Genomic DNA, 21,343 nt, shown 5'->3' on the forward strand with positions numbered 1-21,343 from the left:
GACCGCTCGCTGGATGGGAGGATGGACGGATGACCGCGACCTTGGTGGCCCACGACCTCGCCGGTGGCTACGGTCATCGCACCCTCTTCGACTCACTCGACCTGACCGTCGCGCCGGACGACGTGATCGGCGTGGTCGGAGCGAACGGTGCGGGAAAGTCGACGCTGCTGCGCCTGCTCGCCGGCGTCGACGAGCCGCAGGCGGGCACGGTGTCGCTCGCTCCGGCTGACGCCTTCGTCGGCTGGCTGCCGCAGGAGCACGAGCGGGTCGCGGGGGAGACGGTTTCCGACTACATCGCCCGGCGCACCGGGTGCGCCGACGCTACAGCGGCGATGGATGCTGCGGCTCTCGCCCTCGGTGACCCGGCTCTCGCCCCCGAAGGCATCGATCCTGCTGACGCCTATTCCGCGGCGCTCGAGCGCTGGCTCGCGAGCGGAGCCGCCGACCTCGAGGAGCGAATTCCCGCGGTGCTCACCGAGCTCGGTCTCGATCTCGGCACCGCGGGCGAGAGCGAGATGACGTCGCTGTCGGGCGGGCAGGCGGCTCGCGTCGGACTTGCCGCTCTGCTGCTCTCGCGTTTCGACATCGTGCTGCTCGACGAGCCGACCAACGACCTCGACCTCGACGGTCTGGAGCGTCTCGAGAGCTTCGTCCGCGGCCTCCGTGGCGGTGTCGTTCTCGTCAGCCACGACCGCGAGTTCCTCGCCCGCAGCGTGACCCGCGTGCTGGAGCTCGACCTCACGCAGAACACGAATCGCGTCTATGGCGGCGGCTACGAGGCGTACCTCGAGGAGCGCGCGACCCTGCGCCGTCAGGCTCGGGAGAAGTACGAGGAGTTCGCCGACAAGAAGGCTGATCTCGTCGCCCGCGCCCGCACCCAGCGCGAATGGTCGAGCCAGGGCGTTCGCAACGCCATGCGGAAAGCACCCGACAACGATCGGATCCGCCGTAAGGCCTCGATGGAGTCGAGCGAGAAGCAGGCCCAGAAGGTGCGGCAGATGGAGAGCCGGATCGCGCGGCTCGATGAGGTCGAAGAGCCCCGCAAAGAGTGGCAGTTGGAGCTGTCGCTCGCCGCGGCCCCGCGTTCGAGCTCGGTCGTCTCGACGCTCAGCTCGGCCGTCTACCGCCAGGGCGGCTTCACCCTCGGTCCTGTCTCGATCCAGGTGAACGCCGGCGAGCGCATCGGCATCACCGGGCCGAACGGGGCGGGCAAGTCCACCCTGCTCCGCGCCCTTCTCGGCACCCAGACCCCCGATGAGGGGGCAGCCAGCCTCGGCGCCAGCGTGGAGGTCGGACAGATCGACCAAGCGCGATCGCTGTTCATCGGTGAGCGACCATTGGCCGAGGCATTCGAGGCCCTGGTGCCGGAGTTCACGACCGCCGACGTCCGCACGCTGCTCGCGAAGTTCGGCCTCCGCGCCGATCACGTCGGGCGCGCCGTCGACGAACTCTCCCCGGGGGAGCGGACCCGCGCCGCGCTGGCGCTGCTGCAGGCGCGAGGGACCAACGTCCTCGTGCTCGACGAGCCGACCAACCACCTCGATCTTCCGGCCATCGAGCAGCTGGAACAGGCGCTCGACAGCTACGACGGCACGCTGCTGCTGGTCACCCATGATCGGCGGATGCTCGAGACCGTGCGACTCGATCGCCAGTGGCGCGTCGAAGACGGACGGCTCGCCGAGATCTGATCGCCGAGCGATCACGGCCTGGCTGAGGGCTCCCGCCCCCGGGTCTCGATAGCATCCACCCATGTCCTCGGCATCCGTCCGCACGTTCGTCCGCCTGCGTGCCCTCCTCTCGATCGGCTGTGGAATCGCGGCCGGGATCGCCGTGGGCGCGATTTTCGGAGTCGCCGCCGGCGTCCTCACCGGCTGGGGGGTGTTCGCGCTCGTCAACGTGATCTGGGTCCTGGCGCTGATCTGGCGGATGGATGCCGAGGCGACGAGGCAGCATGCGACGCTGGAGGCGCCGGGACGACGAGTCGCGCGGCTCATCTCCATCGCCGGCAGCGTCGTCAGTCTGAGTGCGGTGCTCATCGTCATCATCCAGGCTCGGGACGCCCCTCGAGCAGAGGAATACGTACTCGCCGGGATCGCCGTGCTCAGCGTCGTCTCGTCGTGGGCGCTCATCCACACGGAGTACGTGCTGCGCTACGCCCGGATGTACTACGCGGACCCGGTCGGCGGCATCGACTTCAATCAGCAGGAGGATCCCGAGTACACCGACTTCGTGTACTTCTCCGTCGGCCTGGGAATGACCTATCAGGTGTCCGACACGAACATCACCCGGAACGAGTTCCGTCGCGTGGTGATCGCACAGACCTTGCTCGGTTACATGTTCGGCACGGTCATCCTGGCCTCGATCATCAACCTCGTCATCGGCCTGGGGTGAACTCCGAGCGGTGCCGTCGTCTCGGCGCGCGCCATCCGCTCTGCCGGTGCTGTCATTCCGTCTGCGGGAGCACCGAGAACGACACCGCTCCCGTCTCGTCGATGCCCGCGTCGAGGACTTTGTCGTCGAGGGCGACAGCCGCGTCCTCGTCGATGAAGAGTCTCGTTCCGGCGAGCTGGACGATCTGATCGAACGGCTCGGGATGGTCCGCCACCAGTACCGCCAGGCGTGCCCCGCCGGGAGCCGCGGCGTCGGTCGAATGGATGCGGAGCCCGGCTTCCGGCGCCTCGCTCTGTCGGCTGACCAGCGTCGTCACGATGGAGGTGGCGTTATCGGTGAGGGTGAGCACGGGGTGTCCTTCCTATCGGTTCACGTCGCGGTCGCGGCATGTCCGGGGCCACGATCCCCGCGGACAGAGCGGCGAGCCACCCCCTTGTGTCGTCGGCGATCACGTGTCAAGGCCCTCCGTCGCGACGCTGTCGTCGCCCTAGCGTGACGGACAGGAGGACACACCATGGCACAGAAGAACACGACCCCCCAGCGCACAGCGAAGAAGACACGTCAGCAGAACGCCGAGGCCGGCTTCACCGCCTCTGCGGCGTTGGGTGAAGCCCTGCAATCCGTTCTCGTCGACCTGCTGGAACTCGCGAGCCAGGGCAAGCAGGCGCACTGGAACGTCGTCGGACGCAACTTCCGCGACACGCATCGTCAGCTCGACGAGATCATCGACGACGCTCGTGTCTTCAGCGACACCGTCGCCGAGCGGATGCGAGCTCTGCACATCGTGCCCGACGGGCGCAGCAGCACGGTCGCGGCCTCGACATCGCTCCCCGCGTTCCCGACGGGCGAAGTGTCGACAGAGGAGACGATCGACCTCGTCACCGAGCGCCTCGAGGCGGCGGTGCAGACCCTGCGTGACGTGCACGACGGGGTCGATGAGGAAGACCCCACCTCCGCCGATGTGCTGCACGCGATCATCGAGCGCCTGGAGCAGTTCGCATGGATGGTGAGCGCGGAGAACCGCACCCCGGCCGGGCGTTGACGAGCCGGAGGGCGGGCGCCGCTCAGGGCCCGCCCTCCGGTCCGCTCAGGAGCTCGCGTCCATGTGGCGCACGGTTCGGGGGAGCCACAGCCAGAGCGCGACCACCGCGACCAACGACACCACGAGGGTGACGATCCCCGCAGCTCGCGTCGTCGTGAAGTCCACGATCAGGGTCATCGCCCCGGCCGTCAGGATCCCGATCACGAAGAGGTCGATCCGCACGATCTTCGCGGCGATCCGCACGAGTTCCGGTTTGCGGCGGCGCCCGAACAGCGCCCGGTGCATTCCGACGGGTGCGAGGGCCAGCACTGTGGCGATCGAGGCGATGACGACGAGTGAGACATAGAGAGCGTGCTGTACCTCATCGAGATCCTCGAACCGCTGTTGGAAGGCGACGGCCAGCAGGAACCCGGTGAGGATCTGTGTGCCCGTCTGCATGACACGCAGCTCCTGCATCAGTTCGTCCCAGTTGCGGTCCGCGCGCTCGTTGGGCGTCTCGTCGCGTCCGTCAGCGCGGTCGTCGACGGGGGAGGAGTTGCTCATCCTCCCAGTGTCGTGACCTCGTAGGGGCGCGTCTAGGGAGTTGACACGGGCGGGGGCTCATCGCGGAGCCGCGGCACGGTCCGCCGCTCCGGGCGCACGCCCGACTTATCCGCGTAGAACGCGCGGATGCGATCCATGTCGGCGCGCATGTCGCCGCTGAGATCGAATGTCGGCCCGAGTCCCGTGGTCATGGTCGTCCTGTCGACGTACCCGAGGGTCACCGGCATCCCGGTCTCCCGGGCGATGCGGTAGAAGCCGCTCTTCCAGTATTCGTTGCCGCCCCGGGTTCCGTCGGGAGTGACCACCAGGCCGAACACCGCACCGGAACGGACATCGCGCACGACATCGGCGACGACACGGGCCGGATCGTCCCGATCGACGGGGATGCCGCCGATTCGGCGCATGATCGGACCGCGCCACCCGCGGAACAGGCTCTTCTTGCCCAGCCAATGCACGTCGACCCCCAGGCGCCACGCGATCGCGAGCATGAGGACGAAGTCCCAGTTCGACGTATGCGGGGCGCCGATGAGTACGGTCGGTCGTGTCGGTGCCGGCTCGGAGACGAGCTTCCAACGGCTGAGCATCCAGAACGAGCGGGCGACGAGTCGAGGGAGCATCCGTTCACGATAAGGGAGAGACGCTGTCGATCGGCCGTGCGTGCGGTGCTGCAGGAGGGGCCCGCACAAGCGAGCCGCATGTGCCGCACAGGCGTACCATCGAAGGATGGCTGAGACACAGGACCCCACGGTGCAGGACACCCCGAGTGTGCTCGCACCGCTGCCGGGTGCGCTGAACCTCCTCGACGACGCCGCCGTCGGATACTGCAGCGGCGGCGTCTGCCACTTCCCCGCGCCGAAGACGCAGTAAGTAGAAGACGCCGCCGCAGCGGTGCGATCAGTGGCCGGCGTGCATGCCCGGCTCACCGCTCTCGTCAGGCTTGCGGACGAACGCGCTCAGCGCGACCGCGGCCAACGAGATGATCGCGGCGATGAGGAACGCCATCCGCGCACCGGGGGCACCGGCCGCCGCTGTCGTGAGACCTTCCTGCTCGCCGGCGTGCAGGATCGCCGAGTACGTGACGGTGAGGACCGCGACTCCGGCAGCGCCCCCGACCTGCTGCAGGGTGTTCAGCACCGCAGAGCCGTGCGAGTACAGAGAGCGGTCGAGGGAACCGAGCGACGCCGAGAACAACGGCGTGAACGACATCGCCAGTCCGACCGACATCGCGGCCTGCACGATCATGAGCACCCACCACACCGTGTGGTCGCCGACGGTCGAGTAGTAGAACAGCGCTGCCGACACGATGATCGTTCCGGGGACCAGGAGGGTACGCGTACCGCGCGCGTCGTACACCCGGCCCATGATCGGTCCGAGAAGTCCCATGAGCACGGATCCCGGAAGCAGGATCAGACCGGACTCGAGGGCGTTGAGGCCGACGACCTTCTGCAGGTACTGGGGCAGGAGCGTCAGCGTGCCGAACATCGACAGAGCCAGGATCGTCATGATGATGACCGCGAACGTGAAGTTGACGGAACGGAAGACGCGCAGATCGAGCAGGGCGTCGTCGACGCGCTGCAGTACGAGCTGACGCCAGACGAAGAGCCCGAGAGCCACGGCACCGACGACGAGCGAGATGATGCCGGTCAGCTCTCCGGAGCCGCCGTGGCTACCGAACTGGCTGAGACCGAACACGATGCCGCCGAAGCCGAGGGCGGCCAGTGGGATGGAGATGACGTCCAGGGGGACCTTGCGCGTCTCACCGAGGTTGGTCATCCACTTCGCACCCATCGCCAGGGCGACGATCGCGATCGGCAGGACGATCGCGAAGAGGGCGCGCCAGTTCAGCGTCTCGAGCACGGCACCCGCGAGCGTCGGGCCGATGGCGGGAGCGAGAGAGATCACGAGACCGACGCGGCCCATCATGCGGCCACGGGACTGGGCGGGAACGACGTTCATGATCGTCGTCATCAGCAGCGGCATCATGATGCCCGTGCCTGCGGCCTGTACGACGCGTCCCAGGAGGAGCACCTCGAAGCCCGGTGCCACGAGGGCGATCAGGGTTCCCGCCGAGAACAGCGTCATCGCCGCGATGAACACCTGGCGGGTCGTGAACCGCTGCAGGATGAACCCGGTCGTCGGGATGATGACGGCCATGGTCAGCATGAACGCGCTGGTCAGCCACTGGCCGAGCTCGGGTGGGATGCCGAGATCGTCGTTGAGATGCGGGATCGCGATGCCCATGGTCGTCTCGTTGAGGATCGCGACGAACGCGGCGACGAGGAGCAACCAGATCACCCGCATGTCGCTGCGGGGGATGAGACCGGAGGGAGCGGGGGTCGTCGGGATGGAGCCGGTTTCGACGGCAGACATGGGCGGCCTCCAGAAGGCAGGAAGAAGAAGAGATCGTGCGAGCGCACCAGAGTCATAAAGCGTAACGGGGGCATCGGACATTTCATTCCGGATTCCCAGGAATCCGCTCACAGCGGAGTCTCCGCGGACCGAGCTCGATGTCGTCACCCCTGAGTACGCTGGCGGGTATGAGCATGGGCCACGGAATGGGCGGGGGACCCCGCGGCGGAGGCGGTTTCCGCGGCGTGGACGAAGACGCCCAACGGCGGCAGAACGCCGAGGCTCCGAAGATCGCCGGCCTCGGGCGCCGTGTCGTCGATCTCTTCCGGGCCTACCGCTGGCGGATCCTCGTGACCGCCGTGCTCGTCGTCGTCGGCGCCGGCGTCGCCGTCGTACCGCCGCTCATCGTGCAGCGCATCTTCGACGACGCGCTCTTCCCTCTCGATGGCGGTGCTCCCGAACTCGGACTCCTTCTCGAACTCGTGATCGCGATGATCGCCCTGTTCCTGCTGTCGGCAGCACTCGGCGTCGCACAGACATGGCTCACATCGACCGTGGGCAACAGCGTCACCGGCGACCTGAGGGGCCGGCTGTTCGAGCACCTCCAGGCGATGGAGCTCGGCTTCTTCACCCGAACCAAGACGGGCGTCATCCAGTCCCGCCTGCAGAACGACGTGGGCGGGGTGTCCGGAGTCCTCACGAACACGGTCACGAGCATCCTCGGCAATGTCGTCACGGTGATCGCCTCGCTCGTCGCGATGATCCTGATCGACTGGCGCCTGACCCTGATCGCCGTCGTGCTCATGCCGTTCCTCATCCTCGTGCAACGACGCGTCGGACAGGTCAGGGCGCGCATCGCCGGCGAGACCCAGGAGTCGCTCTCGGAGCTCACCTCGATAACGCAGGAGACCCTGAGCGTGTCGGGGATGCTGCTGTCGAAGTCGTTCAACCGGCAGCGCACCGAGTCGGAGCGCTATCAGTCCGAGAACCGCAACCAGGTGCGCCTCCAGGTGCGCCGGGCCATGAGCGGCCAGGGGTTCTTCGCGGTCGTGCAGGTGATCATGGCGAGCGTGCCGGCGATCATCTACCTCGTCGCCGGGTATCTGGTCGCCGGGGGTACGGGCGCCATCACCGCGGGGACGATCGTCGCGTTCACCACCGTCCAGGCGAGGCTGCTCATGCCCCTGATGGGGCTCATGCGGGTCTCCCTCGACCTGCAGACCTCCTCGGCGCTGTTCGCGCGCATCTTCGAGTACCTGGATCTCGTGCCCGAGATCCAGGACGCACCCGACGCGATCACGGTCGCCGAGGCTCCGGGACCGCGCGGGCGCATCGAGTTCGATGAGGTCGTCTTCCGTTATCCGGATGCGTCGGACGAGGCTCGACCCACGCTGCAGGGGGTCTCCTTCGTCGCCGAGCCCGGTCAGCACGTCGCGTTCGTCGGACCCTCCGGCGCAGGCAAGACGACCGTGCTGTACCTGGCTCCCCGTCTGTACGAGGCGCACGGCGGCTCTGTGCGGTTCGCAGGCGCCGACGTGCGCACGCTGACGCAGGCGTCGATCATCGACCAGGTCGGCATCGTGTCGCAGGAGACCTATCTGTTCCACGCGACGATCCGCGAGAACCTCATGTACGCCAAGCCCGGGGCGACGGAGGAGGAGCTCATCGCCGCCTGTACGGCGGCGAACATCCACCACATCATCTCCGGGTTCCAGGACGGCTACGACACCGTCGTCGGCGAGCGCGGGTATCGGCTGTCCGGCGGTGAGAAGCAGCGCATCGCGATCGCCCGCGTGCTGCTCAAGGATCCACCGGTGCTGCTGCTCGACGAGGCGACCTCGGCGCTCGACACGGTGTCCGAACGGGTCGTGCAGGAGGCGCTCGATGAGGCCGCCAAGGGGCGGACCACTCTGACGATCGCACACCGTCTGTCGACGATCATGGGGGCCGACGTGATCCACGTGCTCGACGCCGGACGGATCGTCGAGTCGGGCACGCACGCCGAACTGCTCGCCCTGGGCGGTCTGTACGCCGAACTGGCTGCGCAGCAGGTCGCCGCCTCGCGGGTGCTCGAGACCGAGACCGAGATCGAGGAGGTCGTGACGGGAGGCCTTGCTGCGGCCTTCGCCGACCGCCGTGCGGACAGGGCGCCCGAAGGGTCAGCGGGAGCGGATGCCGTCGCCGCGCTCACCGCCACGGTGCCGCTGCTGGATTCCAACCGCCCCGACGAACGGGTGCACCCCGAAGAAGGGGCGCACCCCGGCGAGGCATGAGTTGGCAGGTGCGGCGCCTGAGCGAACTCAGTGCGCCGACATGCCGCCGTCGACGAACAGCGAGTGGCCGGTGACGTAGGCGGAGCCTGCACCGGCGAGGAACACCGCCGCGCCGGCGAAGTCGCTCGGCAGGCCGTTGCGACCGATCATGGTGCGTGCAGCGAGGGTCGCGATCTTCTCGGGGTCTTCCTGCAGCCGCGCGTTGAGCGGCGTCAGCACGAACCCGGGGACGAGCGTGTTGCTCGTGACGCCGGTGCCGCCCCAGGCCTCGGCCTCGGAGCGCATGAGCGACTCCACCGCGCCCTTCGAGGCGCCGTAGATGCCGCTGCCGACGAACGCCCTGTGGGCCTGTTGGGAGCTGATGTGGATGAGCCGTCCGTAGCCTCGTTCGGCCATACCGACGGCGTAGCGCTGCCCCAGCAGGAACGGCGCGAGCGCGTTGACCGTCATGGTCGCGTCCCAGTCGTCCTCCGTGATCTCGGCGAACGGAGGGCGGATGTTGATGCCGGCCGAGTTCACGAGGATGTCGGGAGCTCCGTAGGGTTCGGCCGCGGCATCCGCGACGGCGTGGATGCCGGCACGGGTGCTGAGGTCGCCGATGACACCGACGGCCCGGCATCCGGCATCCGTCAACTCCTCGACGGTCTGATTGACGCGATCGGCGCCGCGCGCGACGATCACGGTCGATGCTCCGGCCTTGGCGAGGGCCACGGCGATGCCGCGACCGATGCCCGAGCTTCCTCCGGTGACGACGGCGGTGCGGCCCTCGAGGGAGAAGAGGTCGGCGAGATACGAGTTCATGGTGCTCCTGACAGCGGGGACGCTCACCAGGCGAGGGCGTCGGCGAGAGTCGGATCGGGGTGGGCGTCGGCAAACTCGGGAAGTGCCCTGAGCTCTGCGACGAACGCCGCGACCTCCGCGGAGTAGGCGGGGTCCGGGTGGGTGCCGGCGATCTCCTGGAGCGGAGGCACATCCATCGCGAGGATGAGCTCCAGCCTAGCCCGCACCGCTGCGCTGGCCCCTGCATCATGCAGAGTGCGGATGCCACCGCGCAGAGCGCCGAGATAGTCGCGCAGCACCGGCAGCCGCGCCTTGCCCTGGGTGATCGACGTGCCGTCGGCGCGCAGGCGCCAATGCACCGCGACGTCGGGGATCACGTCGAACGCACGCGCGCCGGTGTACATCCGCTGTGCGACGAGCTGATCCTCATAGGCGACGCCCTCGGGAAAACGCAGATCGTCCCAGAATCCGGTCCTGCTCACCTTCGACCAGGCGACGATGTTGGACGAGGCGTGCGGGTGCTCGACGATGGTCGTCGCGAGGCGCTGAGGATCGGTCGCGGCGGCGACCCACGGCTGCACCCGGCCGGACACGTACGTCGTGCCGTCGAAGCGCGAGCGGACGTACGCGGCGGCGACGAAATCGCTCTGGGTCGTCTGCAGAGTGGTCAGGAACCGATCGAGAGCGGTCGGAGAGAGTTCGTCGTCGCCGTCGAGGAAGCCGAGGAACGGCGTGTCCACGAGCTCGAGCGCGGCGTTCCGGGCGGCACCCAGTCCGCGGGAGTCGGGGTGCCGGATCAGTCGAAAGCGCGAGTCCTCGCGAGCCGCGGCGAAGATCTCGGCGGTGTCGTCTGTCGAGCCGTCGTCGACGAGAATGGCGGTCCAGCGCTGCTCGGTCTGGTTTCGGAGTGAGTCGAGGGCGGCCGGTGCGAAGGCGGCGATGTCGCGTCCTGGCACGATGATCGTCACGAGTGGGGCGGATCCAGTCACGTGCCGAGTCTATGGTCGGGGGAGTCCTTGGGCTCGTCGCTCAGGAACCGGGTTCCCGTCGCTGAGGGAGCGGAGCGAGACGAAGGATGTCAGCCTGCGACGGAGCGCACGGCTTCGACCACGAGCGCGGCAAGGCGTTCCGGGGCGTCGTCGGGAAGGGGAGCGCGCCCGAACGTGAAGCGCACCGACGTCTGGGCGACCTCCGGAGGGATGCCGCACGCGAGCAGCACCTGCGAAGGCTCGTCACTCCCCGCCGCGCACGCGGATCCGCTGGACGAGACCACTCCGCGACGCTCCAGTTCCAGCAGCACCGCCTCGCCGCTCGTGCCCGCGAACGTGAAGCTGGCCGTTCCGGGAAGCCGGTGCACCGGGTCTCCGGTCAGCGACGCGCGGGGCACAGCACCGAGCACTGCGGCGATGAACCTCGCTGTCGACGCGCCGACACGTGCCGACATCGAGGTGCGTTCCGCTTCCGCCAGCTCAAGAGCCGTCGCGAGCGCGACCGCACCCGCGACGTTCTCGGTGCCCGAACGTCGGCCCCGCTCCTGTCCGCCACCGTGCAGCAGCGGTTCGAGGGGCACACGTCCACGGACCGCCAGTGCGCCGATGCCCTTCGGCGCGCCGAGCTTATGACCTGCGATCGCGACGGCATCCGCTCCCAGCCCTGCCAGCGGCAGCCAGCCCGCGGACTGCACCGCATCGACATGCAGGGGAGCGCGGGCGGTCGCCGCGGCGATCGCCGCGACGTCCTGCACCGTGCCGATCTCGTTGTTGGCATGCCCGAGCGCGACGAGCGCCGTATCGTCCCGGATCGCCGCGGCCACGGCATCCGCGGAGATCCGGCCGACGGCATCGACCGGCAGAGCCGACACCTCGAAGCCATGGAACCGCCGCAGATACTCCACGGACTCGAGGATCGACTCGTGCTCGATCGGCGAGACGACGAGATGGCGACGCCCGGACGCCAGCGCGATGCCCTTCACCGCCAGATTGTTCGCCTCGGTGCCACCGCCGGTGAAGACCACGTCTCCCGCGCGCATGCCGAGCACCCTGGCGACCCTCGCTCTGGCGTCGTCGAGCGCGCTCGCCGCAGCCTCGCCCACCGTGTGGTGGCTCGACGGGTTGCCGAAGACGCCGCTGAGATAAGGCATCATCGCCTCGAGCACCTCAGGACGGACGGGTGAGGTCGCGGCGTGGTCGAGGTACAGCATCAGTCGATCCGCACGTCCAGACCCAGATCGAGAGCGCGCGCCGAGTGCGTCAGCGCGCCCACCGAGATCACATCGACGCCCGTGGCGGCGATTGCGGCGACGGTGCCCAGGTCGACGCCCCCCGAGGCCTCGACCTGGGCGCGATCGCCGATGAGCTCCACGCCTGCTCGCAGGTCGTCGAGAGAGAAGTTGTCGAGCAGAACGGTGTGCGCTCCGCCATCGAGGACCGCGGAGATCTGGTCGAGGCGGTCGACCTCGACGACCACGTGCGTGGTGTGCGGCAGCCGCGACAGCGCCTCTCGGAGCGCGGTGCCGAGATCCACCCCTGAGCGCTGCAGGACCGCGAGGTGATTGTCCTTCGCCATCACGGCATCCGACAGCGAGTACCGATGATTGCGGCCGCCGCCCGATGCCACGGCATGCCGTTCGAACGCCCGCAGGCCCGGTGTGGTCTTGCGGGTGTCGGCGATGCGGGCGCTGGTTCCCTCGATCGCCCGCACGTACTGCGCGGTGACCGTCGCGATCCCGCTCATGCGCTGCGTGAAGTTCAGTGCGATCCGCTCGGCGGTGAGGATGCTGCGCGCAGAGCCGGACACCGATGCCAGCACATCGCCCTGCTCGAACTCGTCGCCGTCGCCGACGTGCACGTCGATCACGACCGCGGGATCCGTCAGTCTGAACGCCGCGGCGAACACATCCCCTCCGCTGAAGACGCCCGACTCGCGTGCGACGAGATCGGCGGTCGCTGTGGCGTCAGCAGGCAGCAAAGTCGTGCTGGTGAGGTCGCCCCACGGGGCGTCCTCTTCGAGGGCCGCGCCCACGACGCGGGTGACGATGGCGGTGGTGAGCATCAGACTCTCTCCAGTTCGGGGGCTTCGAGGTGGTGGGCGCCGACGCCGACCGAGCGGGTGAGCGCCGCCGTCGCCGTCGCGTCGGCCAGCAGCAGAAGGTTCGCGTCTTCGTGCTCCGCCGCGGACGCGGGGGCGGGGGCACCCGCACGCCAGGCGCGGAGCAGACCCCGTGCGTGCTCGAGCCCGCGAGTGGTGCGCAGCAGACCGACCTCGTCCCACATCAGTTGCTGCAGAGTTGCTCGAGTGAACACGGAGGCGGTCCCGTCGACGTCGCGATCCGAAGCGAGACGAGGGACGGTCGCCGACGGGACCTGCCCGTCGGCGACCGCAGGCCATGGTGCGCTCAGCGCAGCCGCGGCGCGCGCGCCGAAGACGGCTCCTTCGAGCAGCGAGTTGCTGGCGAGTCGGTTGGCGCCGTGGACGCCGGTGCGCGCGACCTCGCCGACCGCGAAGAGGCCGCGCAAGTTCGTGCGGCCGTGGAGATCCGTCGTGACGCCGCCCATCAGATAGTGTGCGGCCGGCGTGACCGGGATCGGCTCGACCGACCAGTCGAACCCCCGCGCGCGCGTCACGCGGTCGATGGTCGGGAATCGCTCGCGCAGCCGGTCGGCACCGAGCGCGGTCGCATCGAGCCGGACCGGACCTCCCTGCGCAGCCGAACGTCGCGCGATCGCTCTGGCGACGACGTCACGCGGCGCGAGTTCGCCGTCGGGATGCGAGTCGAACACGAATCGTCGGCCGTCGTCGTCGACCAGCGTCGCGCCCTCGCCGCGCACGGCTTCGGAGATGAGGAAAGCGGGGCCCGATGCGAGCACGGTCGGATGGAACTGCACGAACTCGAGGTCATCGACGCGGGCCCCCGCACGGATCGCCGCAGCGATGCCGTCGCCGGTGGCGCCGAGCGGGTTCGTCGTGTGCGCGTACAGCTGCCCCGCCCCGCCGCTTGCGAGCACGACGGCATCCGCCTGCAGCTCGCTCTCGACTCCGTCGCGCAGAAGACGGATGCCGTGCACCGCGCCCTCCGTGACCAGGAGGTCGACGAGGAACGCCTGCTCGATGATCGTGATCGTCGTCCCTCGCACGGCCGCGACGAGGGCGCGCGCGATCGCGGCGCCGGTGGCATCGCCACCGGAGTGCACGATCCGTGCGCGGCTGTGCGCGGCCTCGCGACCGAGCAGGAGCTCGCCGTCGGGGCTGCGATCGAAGGCCACCCCACGGGCGATCAGCTCGGCGATGCGTTCGGCGCCGTCGCGGACGAGCACATCGACGGCCGCGGGATCGGAGAGTCCTGCACCGGCATCCATCGTGTCCGCGGCGTGCCGTTCGCGGGAGTCCCCGGGGCCGTACACGCCGGCGACACCGCCCTGTGCGAGCGGAGTGCAGCCGTCGCCCAGAGCGGTCTTGGTCACGATCGTCACGTGCTCACCGGCCTCGTGCGCGTGCAGGGCAGCGGTGAGGCCGGCGATGCCGGAACCGACGATGACGACGTGCATGTCAGGCCCCCACCGCGACGGGCGGCTTGGCTGCCAGCATCCGCTCCAGGGCGACCCGCGCCGGTGCGGCGACGTCGTCGGAGACCGTGATCCGGTTCGGAGTGCGCCCGGCGACGAGCTCCTCGAGCACCCACGCGAGGTAGCCGGGGTGGATGCGGTACATGGTCGAGCACGGGCAGACGACCGGGTCGAGGCAGAAGATCTCGTGCTGTGGATACTGTGCGGCGAGCCGTCGGACCAGGTTGATCTCGGTGCCGATCGCGAAGGTCGCAGGCGTGGTGGCGGCGTCGATCGCCTTGCGGATGTAGTCGGTGGAGCCTGCTTCATCGGCGGCATCGACCACCTCCATCGGGCACTCGGGGTGCACGATCACGCGGACACCGGGGTGCTCGGCGCGTGCCTGGTCGATCTGCGCGACCGTGAAGCGGCGGTGCACCGAGCAGAATCCGTGCCACAGGATGACCTGCGCCTCGGCGAGGTCTTCGGCGGTCGAACCGCCGAGCGCCTTGCGCGGGTTCCACATCGGCATCCGCTCGAGCGGCACGCCCATCGCCTTGGCGGTGTTGCGTCCGAGGTGCTGATCGGGGAAGAACAGCACGCGGCGTCCGCGTGCGAAGGCCCACTCCAGCACGGTCGTCGCGTTCGACGAGGTGCACACGATGCCGCCGTGCCGGCCGACGAAGCCCTTGATCGCCGCAGAGGAGTTCATGTAGGTGACCGGGATCACGGGCACCCGACCCTCGTCATCCACCGCGTCCATGTCGCCGTAGATCTCGGCGAGCTGCTCCCAGCAGTCCTCCACCTGATCGATGTCGGCCATGTCCGCCATCGAACACCCGGCCGCGAGGTTCGGCAGGATCACCGCCTGGTCGGGGGTCGACAGCAGATCGGCCGTCTCGGCCATGAAGTGCACCCCGCAGAACACGATGGCCTCGGCATCCGTGCGCCCCTTCGCCGCGGTCGCGAGCTGGAAGGAGTCGCCGACGTAATCGGCGTGACGGACGACCTCCTCGCGCTGGTAGAAGTGCCCCATCACGACCACGCGATCGCCGAGTGCGAGCTTCGCGGCGCGGATGCGCGCGTCGAGCTCGGCCTCCTCCGCCTCGCGGTATTCGAGGGGCAGCTCGCCCTGGCGTGGGGATCCCGTCGGGATCACGTCGCCCATCGACGAACCGGGTCCGTAGCCGGGCCGCGTGTCGAAGTCCCAGGGGCCGACGGCGAGATCGGTGCTGCAGATCTCATCTGTCGACGCGCCGGTCACGATCGCCTGGAGCTGGTGATCGACGGAGGGGTCGATGCGGGGTGCTTCGGCAGGCTCAGCAACCCGGAGTGCAGGGGCAGAAACCCAGGTGGGAGGGGTCATCGGATGCTCGTTTCCTCGGGGCCGAGCGGGCCGCGATCGGCCAGCGCGACATCGGTGTTGTAGCGGTACAGACGTGCAGGGCGGTGGCTTCCGGTGCGGAAGTCATCGGTGGGGAGGAGGTTCCCCGACGTCTCGACCTGACGGCGGAAGTTCGCCGGGTCGAGGGTGCGCCCGAGGATGGCTTCGTAGGCCTCTCGGAGCTCGGCGAGCGTGAACTCGGCCGGGAGGAACCCGTGCGCGACGCGGCTGTAGCCGACCTTGTTGCGCAGGCGCCAGAGCGCGTAGTCGACGATCCGGGTGTGATCGAAGGCGAGCTCTGGCAGGGAGTCGATGTCGAACCAGCGCACGTTCTCGGGGGCGAGCCCGGATGCGCGATGCGCGGCGATCTGGGCGTCGACGTCGTCCTGACGCAGCAGCGCCCAATACACGATCGATACGACGCGGGTGGGGGAGCGGTCGACGGCCCCGAAGGCGTAGAGCTGCTCGAGGTAGCTGGGGGAGAGTCCCGTGGTCTCGGCCAGGGTCCGCGCGGCGGCATCGACCGGTGACTCTGCCGCGGTCAACCACCCGCCGGGAAGCGCCCATTGCTCGGCGAACGGCTCGCGGGTGCGCAGCACGAGAGGCAGCGCGAGCACGGGTGTGCCCGCCTCGGTGCGACGCAGTGTCAGGATGACGGTGGAGACGGCCACGCGGATGCTTTGAGTCATAAGTACCTTAACCTCCGAGTCCATCTTAGTGTCGTCCACACCTTTAGTGCGCATTCGGATCGCTGTGGCCGAAACGTTATGCACGCCCTCGCCGGAGCATTGTCACCCGGGGGTGAATTTGTTAGGTTACTGTCCTAACAAACCCCTCCCGGGGTTTGCACGGGTCCTCGACAGCCCGTATCCCCAGCCCTCCTGCACTGCAGCACCGAGAGGAACCACAGCATGATCCGATTTGGAAGGCGACCCGTCGCCCTCGCAGCACTCGCGGGGGCATCCGTCCTCGCGCTGACCCTGACGTCGTGCTCAGGTGACGGAGGAGGGGCTGGCGCGGCCGAGGCCACCGGCTTCGACACCGACGCCGCACAGGGCCAGGACATCACGTTCTGGGTCATGGGCGGTGACACACCCGACGAAGCGCGCGAGTACCTGGTCGACGCATACGCCGATGCGACCGGCGGCACGCTGACGATCGAACAGCAGGACTGGAGCGACGCGCTCACAAAGCTCACCAACCAGCTCCCGGATGCCGCGAACACTCCGGACGTCACCGAGATCGGCAACACGTGGTCGCCGACGTTCACCACCGCCGGCGCGTTCACCGATCTCAGCCCGATCTACGAGGATCTCGGCGGAGACAAGCTGCTTCCCTCGTTCGTCGAGGTCGGAGAGGTCGACGGCAAGCAGTACGCACTGCCCTATTACTTCGGTTCGCGCTACATCACGTACCGCAAGGACATCTGGACGGCCGCGGGCCTCGAGGTCCCGACGACCCTCGCCGAGTTCGGTGACTCGGTGAAGCAGCTGCGCACCGACGCGCAGTCGGGCTTCTACATCGGAGGCCAGGATTGGCGCAACGGCATCTCCTGGATCTTCGCGAACGGCGGCGAGCTCGCCGTCGAGGACGGCGGCACCTGGAAGTCCTCGCTCTCGGACCCGAAGTCCATCGAGGGACTCGAGCAGTTCCAGGACATCTTCGAGAACGCCTCGAACGCACCGGCGACGGAGGACGACTCGACTCCCTGGATCAACATCAACAACGACAAGAACGGGGCGGCGCCCACCGCCGCCACGATCATCGCTCCCGGCTGGGCGCACTGGTCGGTCGGCGACTACACCGGCGAGAACGACGAGGGCGCGGAGGTGCGCGAGTGGAACGACGCCACGTTCGGCGTCTTCCCGCTTCCGGGTGTCGAGGAAGGATCCGTCGCACCGGTGTTCGCGGGTGGCTCCAACGTCGCGATCTCGGCCAAGAGCGAGAACCAGGCGGGCGCCAAAGAGCTGATGCGGATCATCTTCTCCGACGACTACCAGGCACTGCTCGCGAAGAACGGCCTCGGCCCGGCCAACGTCGACTTCGTCGGCGACCTCGGTGACGACCAGTTCGCACAGGCGCTCGTCGACTCCGCCCTGGGGTCGAAGCTCACGCCCGCAGCGCCCGGTTGGGCGGCGGTCGAAGGGCAGAAGATCCTGGAGGAGTTCTTCGGCAAGGTCGCCGACGGCGGTGACGTGACCGAACTCGCGAAGGAGTACGACGCGAAGATCGACGCCATCATCAACGGCTGATCCATCGGCCCGGGGCGCACCTGCGCCCCGGGCCCCTTCTAGACAGGCATCAACGACATGGCCGGTTCCGTCGTCTCTCCTCCTCGCCGCCGCGGCGGCGTCTCCTCGCCCGAGGCCGCGGTGCGCCGCGCAAAGATCGCGCCCTACCTGCTCATCCTCGGCGCGGTGCTCGTGCTGCTGCTCGGCATGGGATACCCCGTGGTGTGGCAAGTCGTCACGTCGTTCCAGAAGTACGGAGCGATGCAGCAGCTGGGCGGCAAGGCTCCGGACTTCGTCTGGTTCGCCAACTACATCGCGATCGCTCAGAACGGCACATTCTGGGCGGTCACCGCCCGCTCGGTGGTCTTCTGCCTCGTGACGGCGTTCATCACGATCGTCGTCGGAGTGCTGCTCGCCCTGCTCATGACCAAGGTGCATGCGGTCGCGCGATTCGCGCTCCAGATCGCGCTCCTGCTCGCCTGGGCGATGCCCGTGATCGCCGCGATGACCGTGTTCATCTGGCTCTTCGACCGCCAGCGCGGCGTCGTGAACCATCTGCTCAGCCAGATCCCCGGCATCGACATGATCGGGTTCAACTGGATCGGGTCGACCCCTCTGCTGTTCTTCACCGTCGCGTCGATCATCATCGTGTGGATGTCGGTGCCGTTCGTCGCCTTCTCCGCCTATGCGGGGCTCACCCAGGTGAGCGGCGAGGTGCTCGAAGCCAGCCAGCTGGACGGTGCGGGAGCTCTGCAGCGATTCCGATTCATCATCTTCCCCGTGCTGAAACCGGTGATCGCGATCGTGCTGCTGCTGAACCTCATCTGGGATCTGCGCGTGTTCGCCCAGATCACTCTGCTGCAGGATGCCGGTCCCAAGTCGACCGACTACGACCTGCTCGGCACCTATATCTACAAGACCGGCGTCGCCGGCCTCGACTTCGGCGGCGGTGCCGCGATGTCGATCTTCGTGCTCACACTGACCATCGCCCTGAGCTGGTTCTACGTGCGGGGCCTCGTCAAGGAGGAGACCCGATGACCGCGCTCGCCACTCCCGTCCGTGCTCCCGAGAGGTCGGAGGCCCGGGGCACGACCCCGTCGCGCCGGCGCCCCCTCCGCATCGGGATGCTGCTGCTCAGCATCCTCGCCGTCGTGATCGCCGCGATCTGGGCCTTCCCCGTCTACTGGATGATCAACTCGTCGATGCTCTCGACAGCGACGCTGGAGTCGTCGACGCCGACGTTTGTTCCCATCGGCGGGTCGCTGTCGAACTTCGAGAAGGTCCTCAGCCCGTCGTTCTTCTCGGCGCTGGCCGTCAGCGTGGGGGTCACCCTGCTCTCGGTGGCCGTCTGTCTGACCTTCGCGTTCCTCGCCTCGATCGCGATCAGCCGCTTCCGGTTCCGGGGGAGGGTGTCGTTCATCGTCACGATCCTGCTCATTCAGATGCTTCCGGCCGAGGGGCTGTTCATCGCGCAGTACAAGATGATGTCGAGCCTGGGTCTGCTCAGCAACGTGCTGGGCCTGAGCATCCTCTACGTCGCGGCGGTCGTGCCGTTCACGATCTGGATGCTGCGCGGATTCGTCGCCGGCGTGCCCGCCGAGCTCGAAGAAGCGGCGATGATCGACGGCCTCAGCCGCACGCAGGCCTTCGTCCGCATCACCCTGCCCCTGCTCGCTCCGGGACTCGTGGCATCCGGTGTGTTCGCGTTCCTGCAGTGCTGGAACGAGTTCACCGTGGCCCTGGTCATCATGGAGAACAACCGCACGCTGCCGCTGTGGCTGCGCGGATTCGTGCAGCAGAGCGCGACCCAGGCGATCGACTGGGGACAGGTGATGGCGGCCTCGACCATCGTCGCGATCCCGGTGATCATCTTCTTCGTGATCGTGCAGGGACGCATGACCAGCGGCCTGGTGGCGGGTGCGGTGAAGGGCTGACGGCCGGTACACTGACAGCACAACCGAACACAGGCCGCACGACCCACGCGGGAGAGCTCCGGCGAATTCAGCCGGGCACCGAAGGAGCAAGCCTCCCCGCCAATCTCTCAGGTACGCGTACCGCGTGAGTCCGGCCACTCTGAAAAGCGATTTCAAGCAAAGCGAGAAATCGGGTTGAGCGAGGGCGTTCGCGCCCGAGTCGAAACCCCGGCGACCTGCACTCCGCGAGTCTCCACCTCGTCCGCCCACGGATCCGCCGACGGTGAAAGCCCGAGCATCCGGGCGAAGCTCTCAGGCCCATGACAGAGGGGGAGTTCCAGGGGACGGCGATCTCGTCGTTCCACCCGCCCACGCACGGGAGAACTCCATGTCCGATCAACGGTTCACACCACTCAGAGAGCGCCACGAGGCTCTCGGCGCCTCGTTCACCGACTTCGGCGGCTGGCAGATGCCGGTGCGCTACATCTCGGATCTCGCCGAGCACCACGCGGTGCGGCAGGCCGCCGGCATCTTCGACATCTCGCACATGGCCGAGTTCACCGTGCGCGGTGCGCAGGCCGGCGAGTTCCTCGACTACGCTCTCGCCGGGCGCCTGTCGGCGCTGGCTGTGGGCAAGGCGAAGTACTCGCTGCTTCTCGCCGAGACCGCCGGCATCATCGACGACGTCATCGTCTATCGCCTCGAGGACGACGACTTCCTCGTCATCTCCAACGCGGGGAACCGGGATGCCGTGCGCGAAGCGCTGCTCGCCCGGACCTCCGACTACGACGTCGTGATCACCGACGTGTCCGACGACTACGCGCTGATCGCCGTGCAGGGGCCGCAGGCCGAGACGATCCTCGCCGCGACCGCCGGCATCGGCGACGTCAGCATCCCGTGGAGCGAACAGCGCTACTACGCCTGGGCGACGGCGACCTATGCGGGCCGTCCGCTCCTGCTCGCGCGCACCGGCTACACCGGTGAGGACGGCTTCGAACTGCTCGTCACCGCGGCCGATGCCGCGACGCTCTGGGACCAGATCCTCGCGGCGGGTTCGCCCCTCGGTCTCATCCCGGCAGGGCTCGCGGCTCGCGACACGCTGCGCCTCGAGGCGGGGATGCCGCTGTACGGGCATGAGTTGACCCTCGACACCAAGCCCGCGCAGGCCGGCCTCGGACGTGTCGTCGTCACCGCGAAGGAGGAATTCGTCGGCAAGGACGCCGTCGAACCCGCAGCGGACGCCCCCGTGCTCGTCGGTCTGGTCGCCGAGGGCAAGCGCGCGGGACGCGCCGGCTACAGCGTCGTCGACGAGGGCGGAGCAGTGCTCGGCGAGATCACCAGCGGCGCGCTCAGCCCGACTCTCGGCCATCCGATCGCGATGGCCTACGTGACCCCCTCTTCCGCAGACGAGGGCGCCGCAGTATTCCTAGATGTGCGGGGGACCAGGATCCCCGCGACCGTGACCGCTCTGCCTTTCTACCGGAGGACCAAATGACCGACCTCAGCGCACTCACGTACACCGAAGAGCACGAGTGGATCGATGCCTCGGCGGGCTCCGTCGTGGCCATCGGGATCACCGACTACGCGGCCGAGAAGCTCGGCGACGTCGTGTTCGTCGAGCTCCCCGCCGTGGGCACCGAGATCACGGCGGGGTCCGTGGTCGGTGAGATCGAATCGACCAAGTCGGTCGGCGAACTGTACGCACCCGTCAGCGGCACGGTCGTCGAGATCAACGACGCCGTCGTCGACGACCCCTCGCTCGTCAACGCCGAGCCGTTCGCCGCCGGCTGGCTCATCAAGGTCTCGGTCACCGACGGTGCGCTCGATGGCCTGCTCGACCGTGACGCCTACGTCGCGCTGACGGAGGGCTGATCCCGAGTGGTCTCCTTCGCCGAT

21 protein-coding genes and 1 riboswitch are annotated in these 21,343 nt (G+C 68.3%); of the genes, 10 read left to right on the plus strand and 11 right to left on the minus strand.

From position 1 onward, the window contains the following. Positions 1–29: 29 nt before the first annotated feature. Together abc-f and ACI3KS_RS09035 are read left to right on the plus strand one after the other, a co-directional pair. On the plus strand, positions 30–1,688 hold the full coding sequence (gene abc-f, locus ACI3KS_RS09030) for a ribosomal protection-like ABC-F family protein (protein ID WP_404917399.1): 1,659 nt from the start codon (positions 30–32) through the stop codon (positions 1,686–1,688). A gap of 61 nt (positions 1,689–1,749) precedes the next feature. Further along, positions 1,750–2,391: a DUF1345 domain-containing protein gene (locus tag ACI3KS_RS09035; protein WP_404917401.1), complete on the plus strand. Its 642-nt coding sequence runs from the start codon at positions 1,750–1,752 to the stop codon at positions 2,389–2,391. 52 nt (positions 2,392–2,443) lie between these two features. Here the strand turns inward: ACI3KS_RS09035 and ACI3KS_RS09040 are convergent, their stop codons facing one another. Next, positions 2,444–2,740 (minus strand): Fe-S cluster assembly protein HesB, encoded by a 297-nt coding sequence (locus ACI3KS_RS09040; RefSeq protein ID WP_404917403.1) that lies wholly within the window; start codon positions 2,738–2,740, stop codon positions 2,444–2,446. A gap of 165 nt (positions 2,741–2,905) precedes the next feature. Here ACI3KS_RS09040 and ACI3KS_RS09045 point away from each other — a divergent pair, with 165 nt between their 5' ends. Beyond that, positions 2,906–3,433 (plus strand): Dps family protein, encoded by a 528-nt coding sequence (locus ACI3KS_RS09045; RefSeq protein WP_404917405.1) that lies wholly within the window; start codon positions 2,906–2,908, stop codon positions 3,431–3,433. Positions 3,434–3,478: 45 nt separating this feature from the next. Here ACI3KS_RS09045 and ACI3KS_RS09050 read toward each other — a convergent pair whose 3' ends face one another. Next, a complete protein-coding gene (locus ACI3KS_RS09050) occupies positions 3,479–3,976 on the minus strand; it encodes a DUF6328 family protein (RefSeq protein WP_404917407.1) in 498 nt (165 codons plus the stop codon). 32 nt (positions 3,977–4,008) lie between these two features. After that, positions 4,009–4,593 carry a 1-acyl-sn-glycerol-3-phosphate acyltransferase gene (locus tag ACI3KS_RS09055; protein WP_404917409.1) on the minus strand — a complete coding sequence of 195 codons (585 nt, stop codon included), beginning with the start codon at positions 4,591–4,593 and terminating at the stop codon, positions 4,009–4,011. 106 nt (positions 4,594–4,699) lie between these two features. On the opposite strand from ACI3KS_RS09055, the gene ACI3KS_RS09060 reads away from it, so the two are divergent. Continuing rightward, positions 4,700–4,843 (plus strand): hypothetical protein, encoded by a 144-nt coding sequence (locus ACI3KS_RS09060; protein ID WP_404917411.1) that lies wholly within the window; start codon positions 4,700–4,702, stop codon positions 4,841–4,843. A 27-nt stretch (positions 4,844–4,870) separates the two neighbouring features. On the opposite strand, the gene ACI3KS_RS09065 is transcribed toward ACI3KS_RS09060, so the two are convergent. Next, positions 4,871–6,346: a DHA2 family efflux MFS transporter permease subunit gene (locus ACI3KS_RS09065; protein ID WP_404917413.1), complete on the minus strand. Its 1,476-nt coding sequence runs from the start codon at positions 6,344–6,346 to the stop codon at positions 4,871–4,873. 173 nt (positions 6,347–6,519) lie between these two features. On the opposite strand from ACI3KS_RS09065, the gene ACI3KS_RS09070 reads away from it, so the two are divergent. Next, on the plus strand, positions 6,520–8,598 hold the full coding sequence (locus tag ACI3KS_RS09070; protein WP_404917499.1) for an ABC transporter ATP-binding protein: 2,079 nt from the start codon (positions 6,520–6,522) through the stop codon (positions 8,596–8,598). Positions 8,599–8,625: 27 nt separating this feature from the next. Here ACI3KS_RS09070 and ACI3KS_RS09075 read toward each other — a convergent pair whose 3' ends face one another. The 7 genes from ACI3KS_RS09075 to ACI3KS_RS09105 form a co-directional block, all read right to left on the minus strand. Continuing rightward, a complete protein-coding gene (locus ACI3KS_RS09075; protein ID WP_404917415.1) occupies positions 8,626–9,399 on the minus strand; it encodes an SDR family NAD(P)-dependent oxidoreductase in 774 nt (257 codons plus the stop codon). A 23-nt stretch (positions 9,400–9,422) separates the two neighbouring features. After that, positions 9,423–10,367, minus strand: coding sequence for a glycosyltransferase family 2 protein (locus ACI3KS_RS09080; protein WP_404917417.1), 945 nt, complete (start codon positions 10,365–10,367; stop codon positions 9,423–9,425). 89 nt (positions 10,368–10,456) lie between these two features. After that, complete coding sequence (locus ACI3KS_RS09085) at positions 10,457–11,578, minus strand: cysteine desulfurase family protein (RefSeq protein WP_404917419.1); 1,122 nt, start codon at positions 11,576–11,578, stop codon at positions 10,457–10,459. Beyond that, on the minus strand, positions 11,578–12,429 hold the full coding sequence (nadC, locus tag ACI3KS_RS09090; protein WP_404917421.1) for a carboxylating nicotinate-nucleotide diphosphorylase: 852 nt from the start codon (positions 12,427–12,429) through the stop codon (positions 11,578–11,580). The genes ACI3KS_RS09085 and nadC overlap by 1 nt, the downstream gene beginning before the upstream one ends. Continuing rightward, entirely contained in the window at positions 12,429–13,922 is a 1,494-nt protein-coding gene (gene nadB / locus ACI3KS_RS09095) for an L-aspartate oxidase (RefSeq protein ID WP_404917423.1), read from the minus strand. The genes nadC and nadB overlap by 1 nt, the downstream gene beginning before the upstream one ends. A 1-nt stretch (position 13,923) precedes the next feature. Next, positions 13,924–15,285, minus strand: coding sequence for a quinolinate synthase NadA (gene nadA / locus ACI3KS_RS09100; RefSeq protein ID WP_404917425.1), 1,362 nt, complete (start codon positions 15,283–15,285; stop codon positions 13,924–13,926). Then, complete coding sequence (locus ACI3KS_RS09105) at positions 15,282–15,992, minus strand: NrtR DNA-binding winged helix domain-containing protein (RefSeq protein ID WP_404917501.1); 711 nt, start codon at positions 15,990–15,992, stop codon at positions 15,282–15,284. Before ACI3KS_RS09105 ends, nadA begins: the two co-directional genes overlap by 4 nt. Positions 15,993–16,214: 222 nt before the next feature. Here ACI3KS_RS09105 and ACI3KS_RS09110 point away from each other — a divergent pair, with 222 nt between their 5' ends. The 5 genes from ACI3KS_RS09110 to gcvH all read left to right on the plus strand — a co-directional run bounded on the left by ACI3KS_RS09110 (position 16,215) and on the right by gcvH (position 21,319). After that, positions 16,215–17,555: an extracellular solute-binding protein gene (locus ACI3KS_RS09110; RefSeq protein ID WP_404917427.1), complete on the plus strand. Its 1,341-nt coding sequence runs from the start codon at positions 16,215–16,217 to the stop codon at positions 17,553–17,555. 57 nt (positions 17,556–17,612) lie between these two features. After that, positions 17,613–18,572: a carbohydrate ABC transporter permease gene (locus ACI3KS_RS09115; protein WP_404917429.1), complete on the plus strand. Its 960-nt coding sequence runs from the start codon at positions 17,613–17,615 to the stop codon at positions 18,570–18,572. Beyond that, on the plus strand, positions 18,569–19,468 hold the full coding sequence (locus ACI3KS_RS09120) for a carbohydrate ABC transporter permease (RefSeq protein ID WP_404917431.1): 900 nt from the start codon (positions 18,569–18,571) through the stop codon (positions 19,466–19,468). The genes ACI3KS_RS09115 and ACI3KS_RS09120 overlap by 4 nt, the downstream gene beginning before the upstream one ends. A 38-nt stretch (positions 19,469–19,506) precedes the next feature. Continuing rightward, positions 19,507–19,601: riboswitch (glycine riboswitch) on the plus strand. A gap of 234 nt (positions 19,602–19,835) precedes the next feature. Continuing rightward, positions 19,836–20,942, plus strand: a complete 1,107-nt coding sequence (gene gcvT, locus ACI3KS_RS09125; protein WP_404917433.1) for a glycine cleavage system aminomethyltransferase GcvT — start codon at positions 19,836–19,838, stop codon at positions 20,940–20,942. Next, entirely contained in the window at positions 20,939–21,319 is a 381-nt protein-coding gene (gene gcvH, locus ACI3KS_RS09130; protein ID WP_404917435.1) for a glycine cleavage system protein GcvH, read from the plus strand. The genes gcvT and gcvH overlap by 4 nt, the downstream gene beginning before the upstream one ends. Positions 21,320–21,343 lie beyond the last annotated feature (24 nt).

Source organism: Microbacterium sp. ZW T5_45, from assembly GCF_044987415.1.
Lineage (GTDB): Bacteria > Actinomycetota > Actinomycetes > Actinomycetales > Microbacteriaceae > Microbacterium.

Excerpts from the sequence above, each read along its gene's own strand:
- ACI3KS_RS09055 (WP_404917409.1), bottom strand. The coding sequence starts at position 4,593 with ATGCTCCCTCGACTCGTCGCCCGCTCGTTCTGGATGCTCAGCCGTTGG.
- nadA (WP_404917425.1), bottom strand. The coding sequence starts at position 15,285 with ATGACCCCTCCCACCTGGGTTTCTGCCCCTGCACTCCGGGTTGCTGAG.
- ACI3KS_RS09115 (WP_404917429.1), top strand. The coding sequence starts at position 17,613 with ATGGCCGGTTCCGTCGTCTCTCCTCCTCGCCGCCGCGGCGGCGTCTCC.
- ACI3KS_RS09085 (WP_404917419.1), bottom strand. The coding sequence starts at position 11,578 with ATGCTGTACCTCGACCACGCCGCGACCTCACCCGTCCGTCCTGAGGTG.
- ACI3KS_RS09070 (WP_404917499.1), top strand. The coding sequence starts at position 6,520 with ATGGGCCACGGAATGGGCGGGGGACCCCGCGGCGGAGGCGGTTTCCGC.
- gcvH (WP_404917435.1), top strand. The coding sequence starts at position 20,939 with ATGACCGACCTCAGCGCACTCACGTACACCGAAGAGCACGAGTGGATC.
- ACI3KS_RS09120 (WP_404917431.1), top strand. The coding sequence starts at position 18,569 with ATGACCGCGCTCGCCACTCCCGTCCGTGCTCCCGAGAGGTCGGAGGCC.
- ACI3KS_RS09045 (WP_404917405.1), top strand. The coding sequence starts at position 2,906 with ATGGCACAGAAGAACACGACCCCCCAGCGCACAGCGAAGAAGACACGT.
- ACI3KS_RS09060 (WP_404917411.1), top strand. The coding sequence starts at position 4,700 with ATGGCTGAGACACAGGACCCCACGGTGCAGGACACCCCGAGTGTGCTC.
- nadC (WP_404917421.1), bottom strand. The coding sequence starts at position 12,429 with ATGCTCACCACCGCCATCGTCACCCGCGTCGTGGGCGCGGCCCTCGAA.
- ACI3KS_RS09075 (WP_404917415.1), bottom strand. The coding sequence starts at position 9,399 with ATGAACTCGTATCTCGCCGACCTCTTCTCCCTCGAGGGCCGCACCGCC.
- ACI3KS_RS09050 (WP_404917407.1), bottom strand. The coding sequence starts at position 3,976 with ATGAGCAACTCCTCCCCCGTCGACGACCGCGCTGACGGACGCGACGAG.
- ACI3KS_RS09035 (WP_404917401.1), top strand. The coding sequence starts at position 1,750 with ATGTCCTCGGCATCCGTCCGCACGTTCGTCCGCCTGCGTGCCCTCCTC.
- abc-f (WP_404917399.1), top strand. The coding sequence starts at position 30 with ATGACCGCGACCTTGGTGGCCCACGACCTCGCCGGTGGCTACGGTCAT.
- gcvT (WP_404917433.1), top strand. The coding sequence starts at position 19,836 with ATGTCCGATCAACGGTTCACACCACTCAGAGAGCGCCACGAGGCTCTC.
- ACI3KS_RS09105 (WP_404917501.1), bottom strand. The coding sequence starts at position 15,992 with ATGACTCAAAGCATCCGCGTGGCCGTCTCCACCGTCATCCTGACACTG.
- nadB (WP_404917423.1), bottom strand. The coding sequence starts at position 13,922 with ATGCACGTCGTCATCGTCGGTTCCGGCATCGCCGGCCTCACCGCTGCC.
- ACI3KS_RS09110 (WP_404917427.1), top strand. The coding sequence starts at position 16,215 with ATGATCCGATTTGGAAGGCGACCCGTCGCCCTCGCAGCACTCGCGGGG.
- ACI3KS_RS09065 (WP_404917413.1), bottom strand. The coding sequence starts at position 6,346 with ATGTCTGCCGTCGAAACCGGCTCCATCCCGACGACCCCCGCTCCCTCC.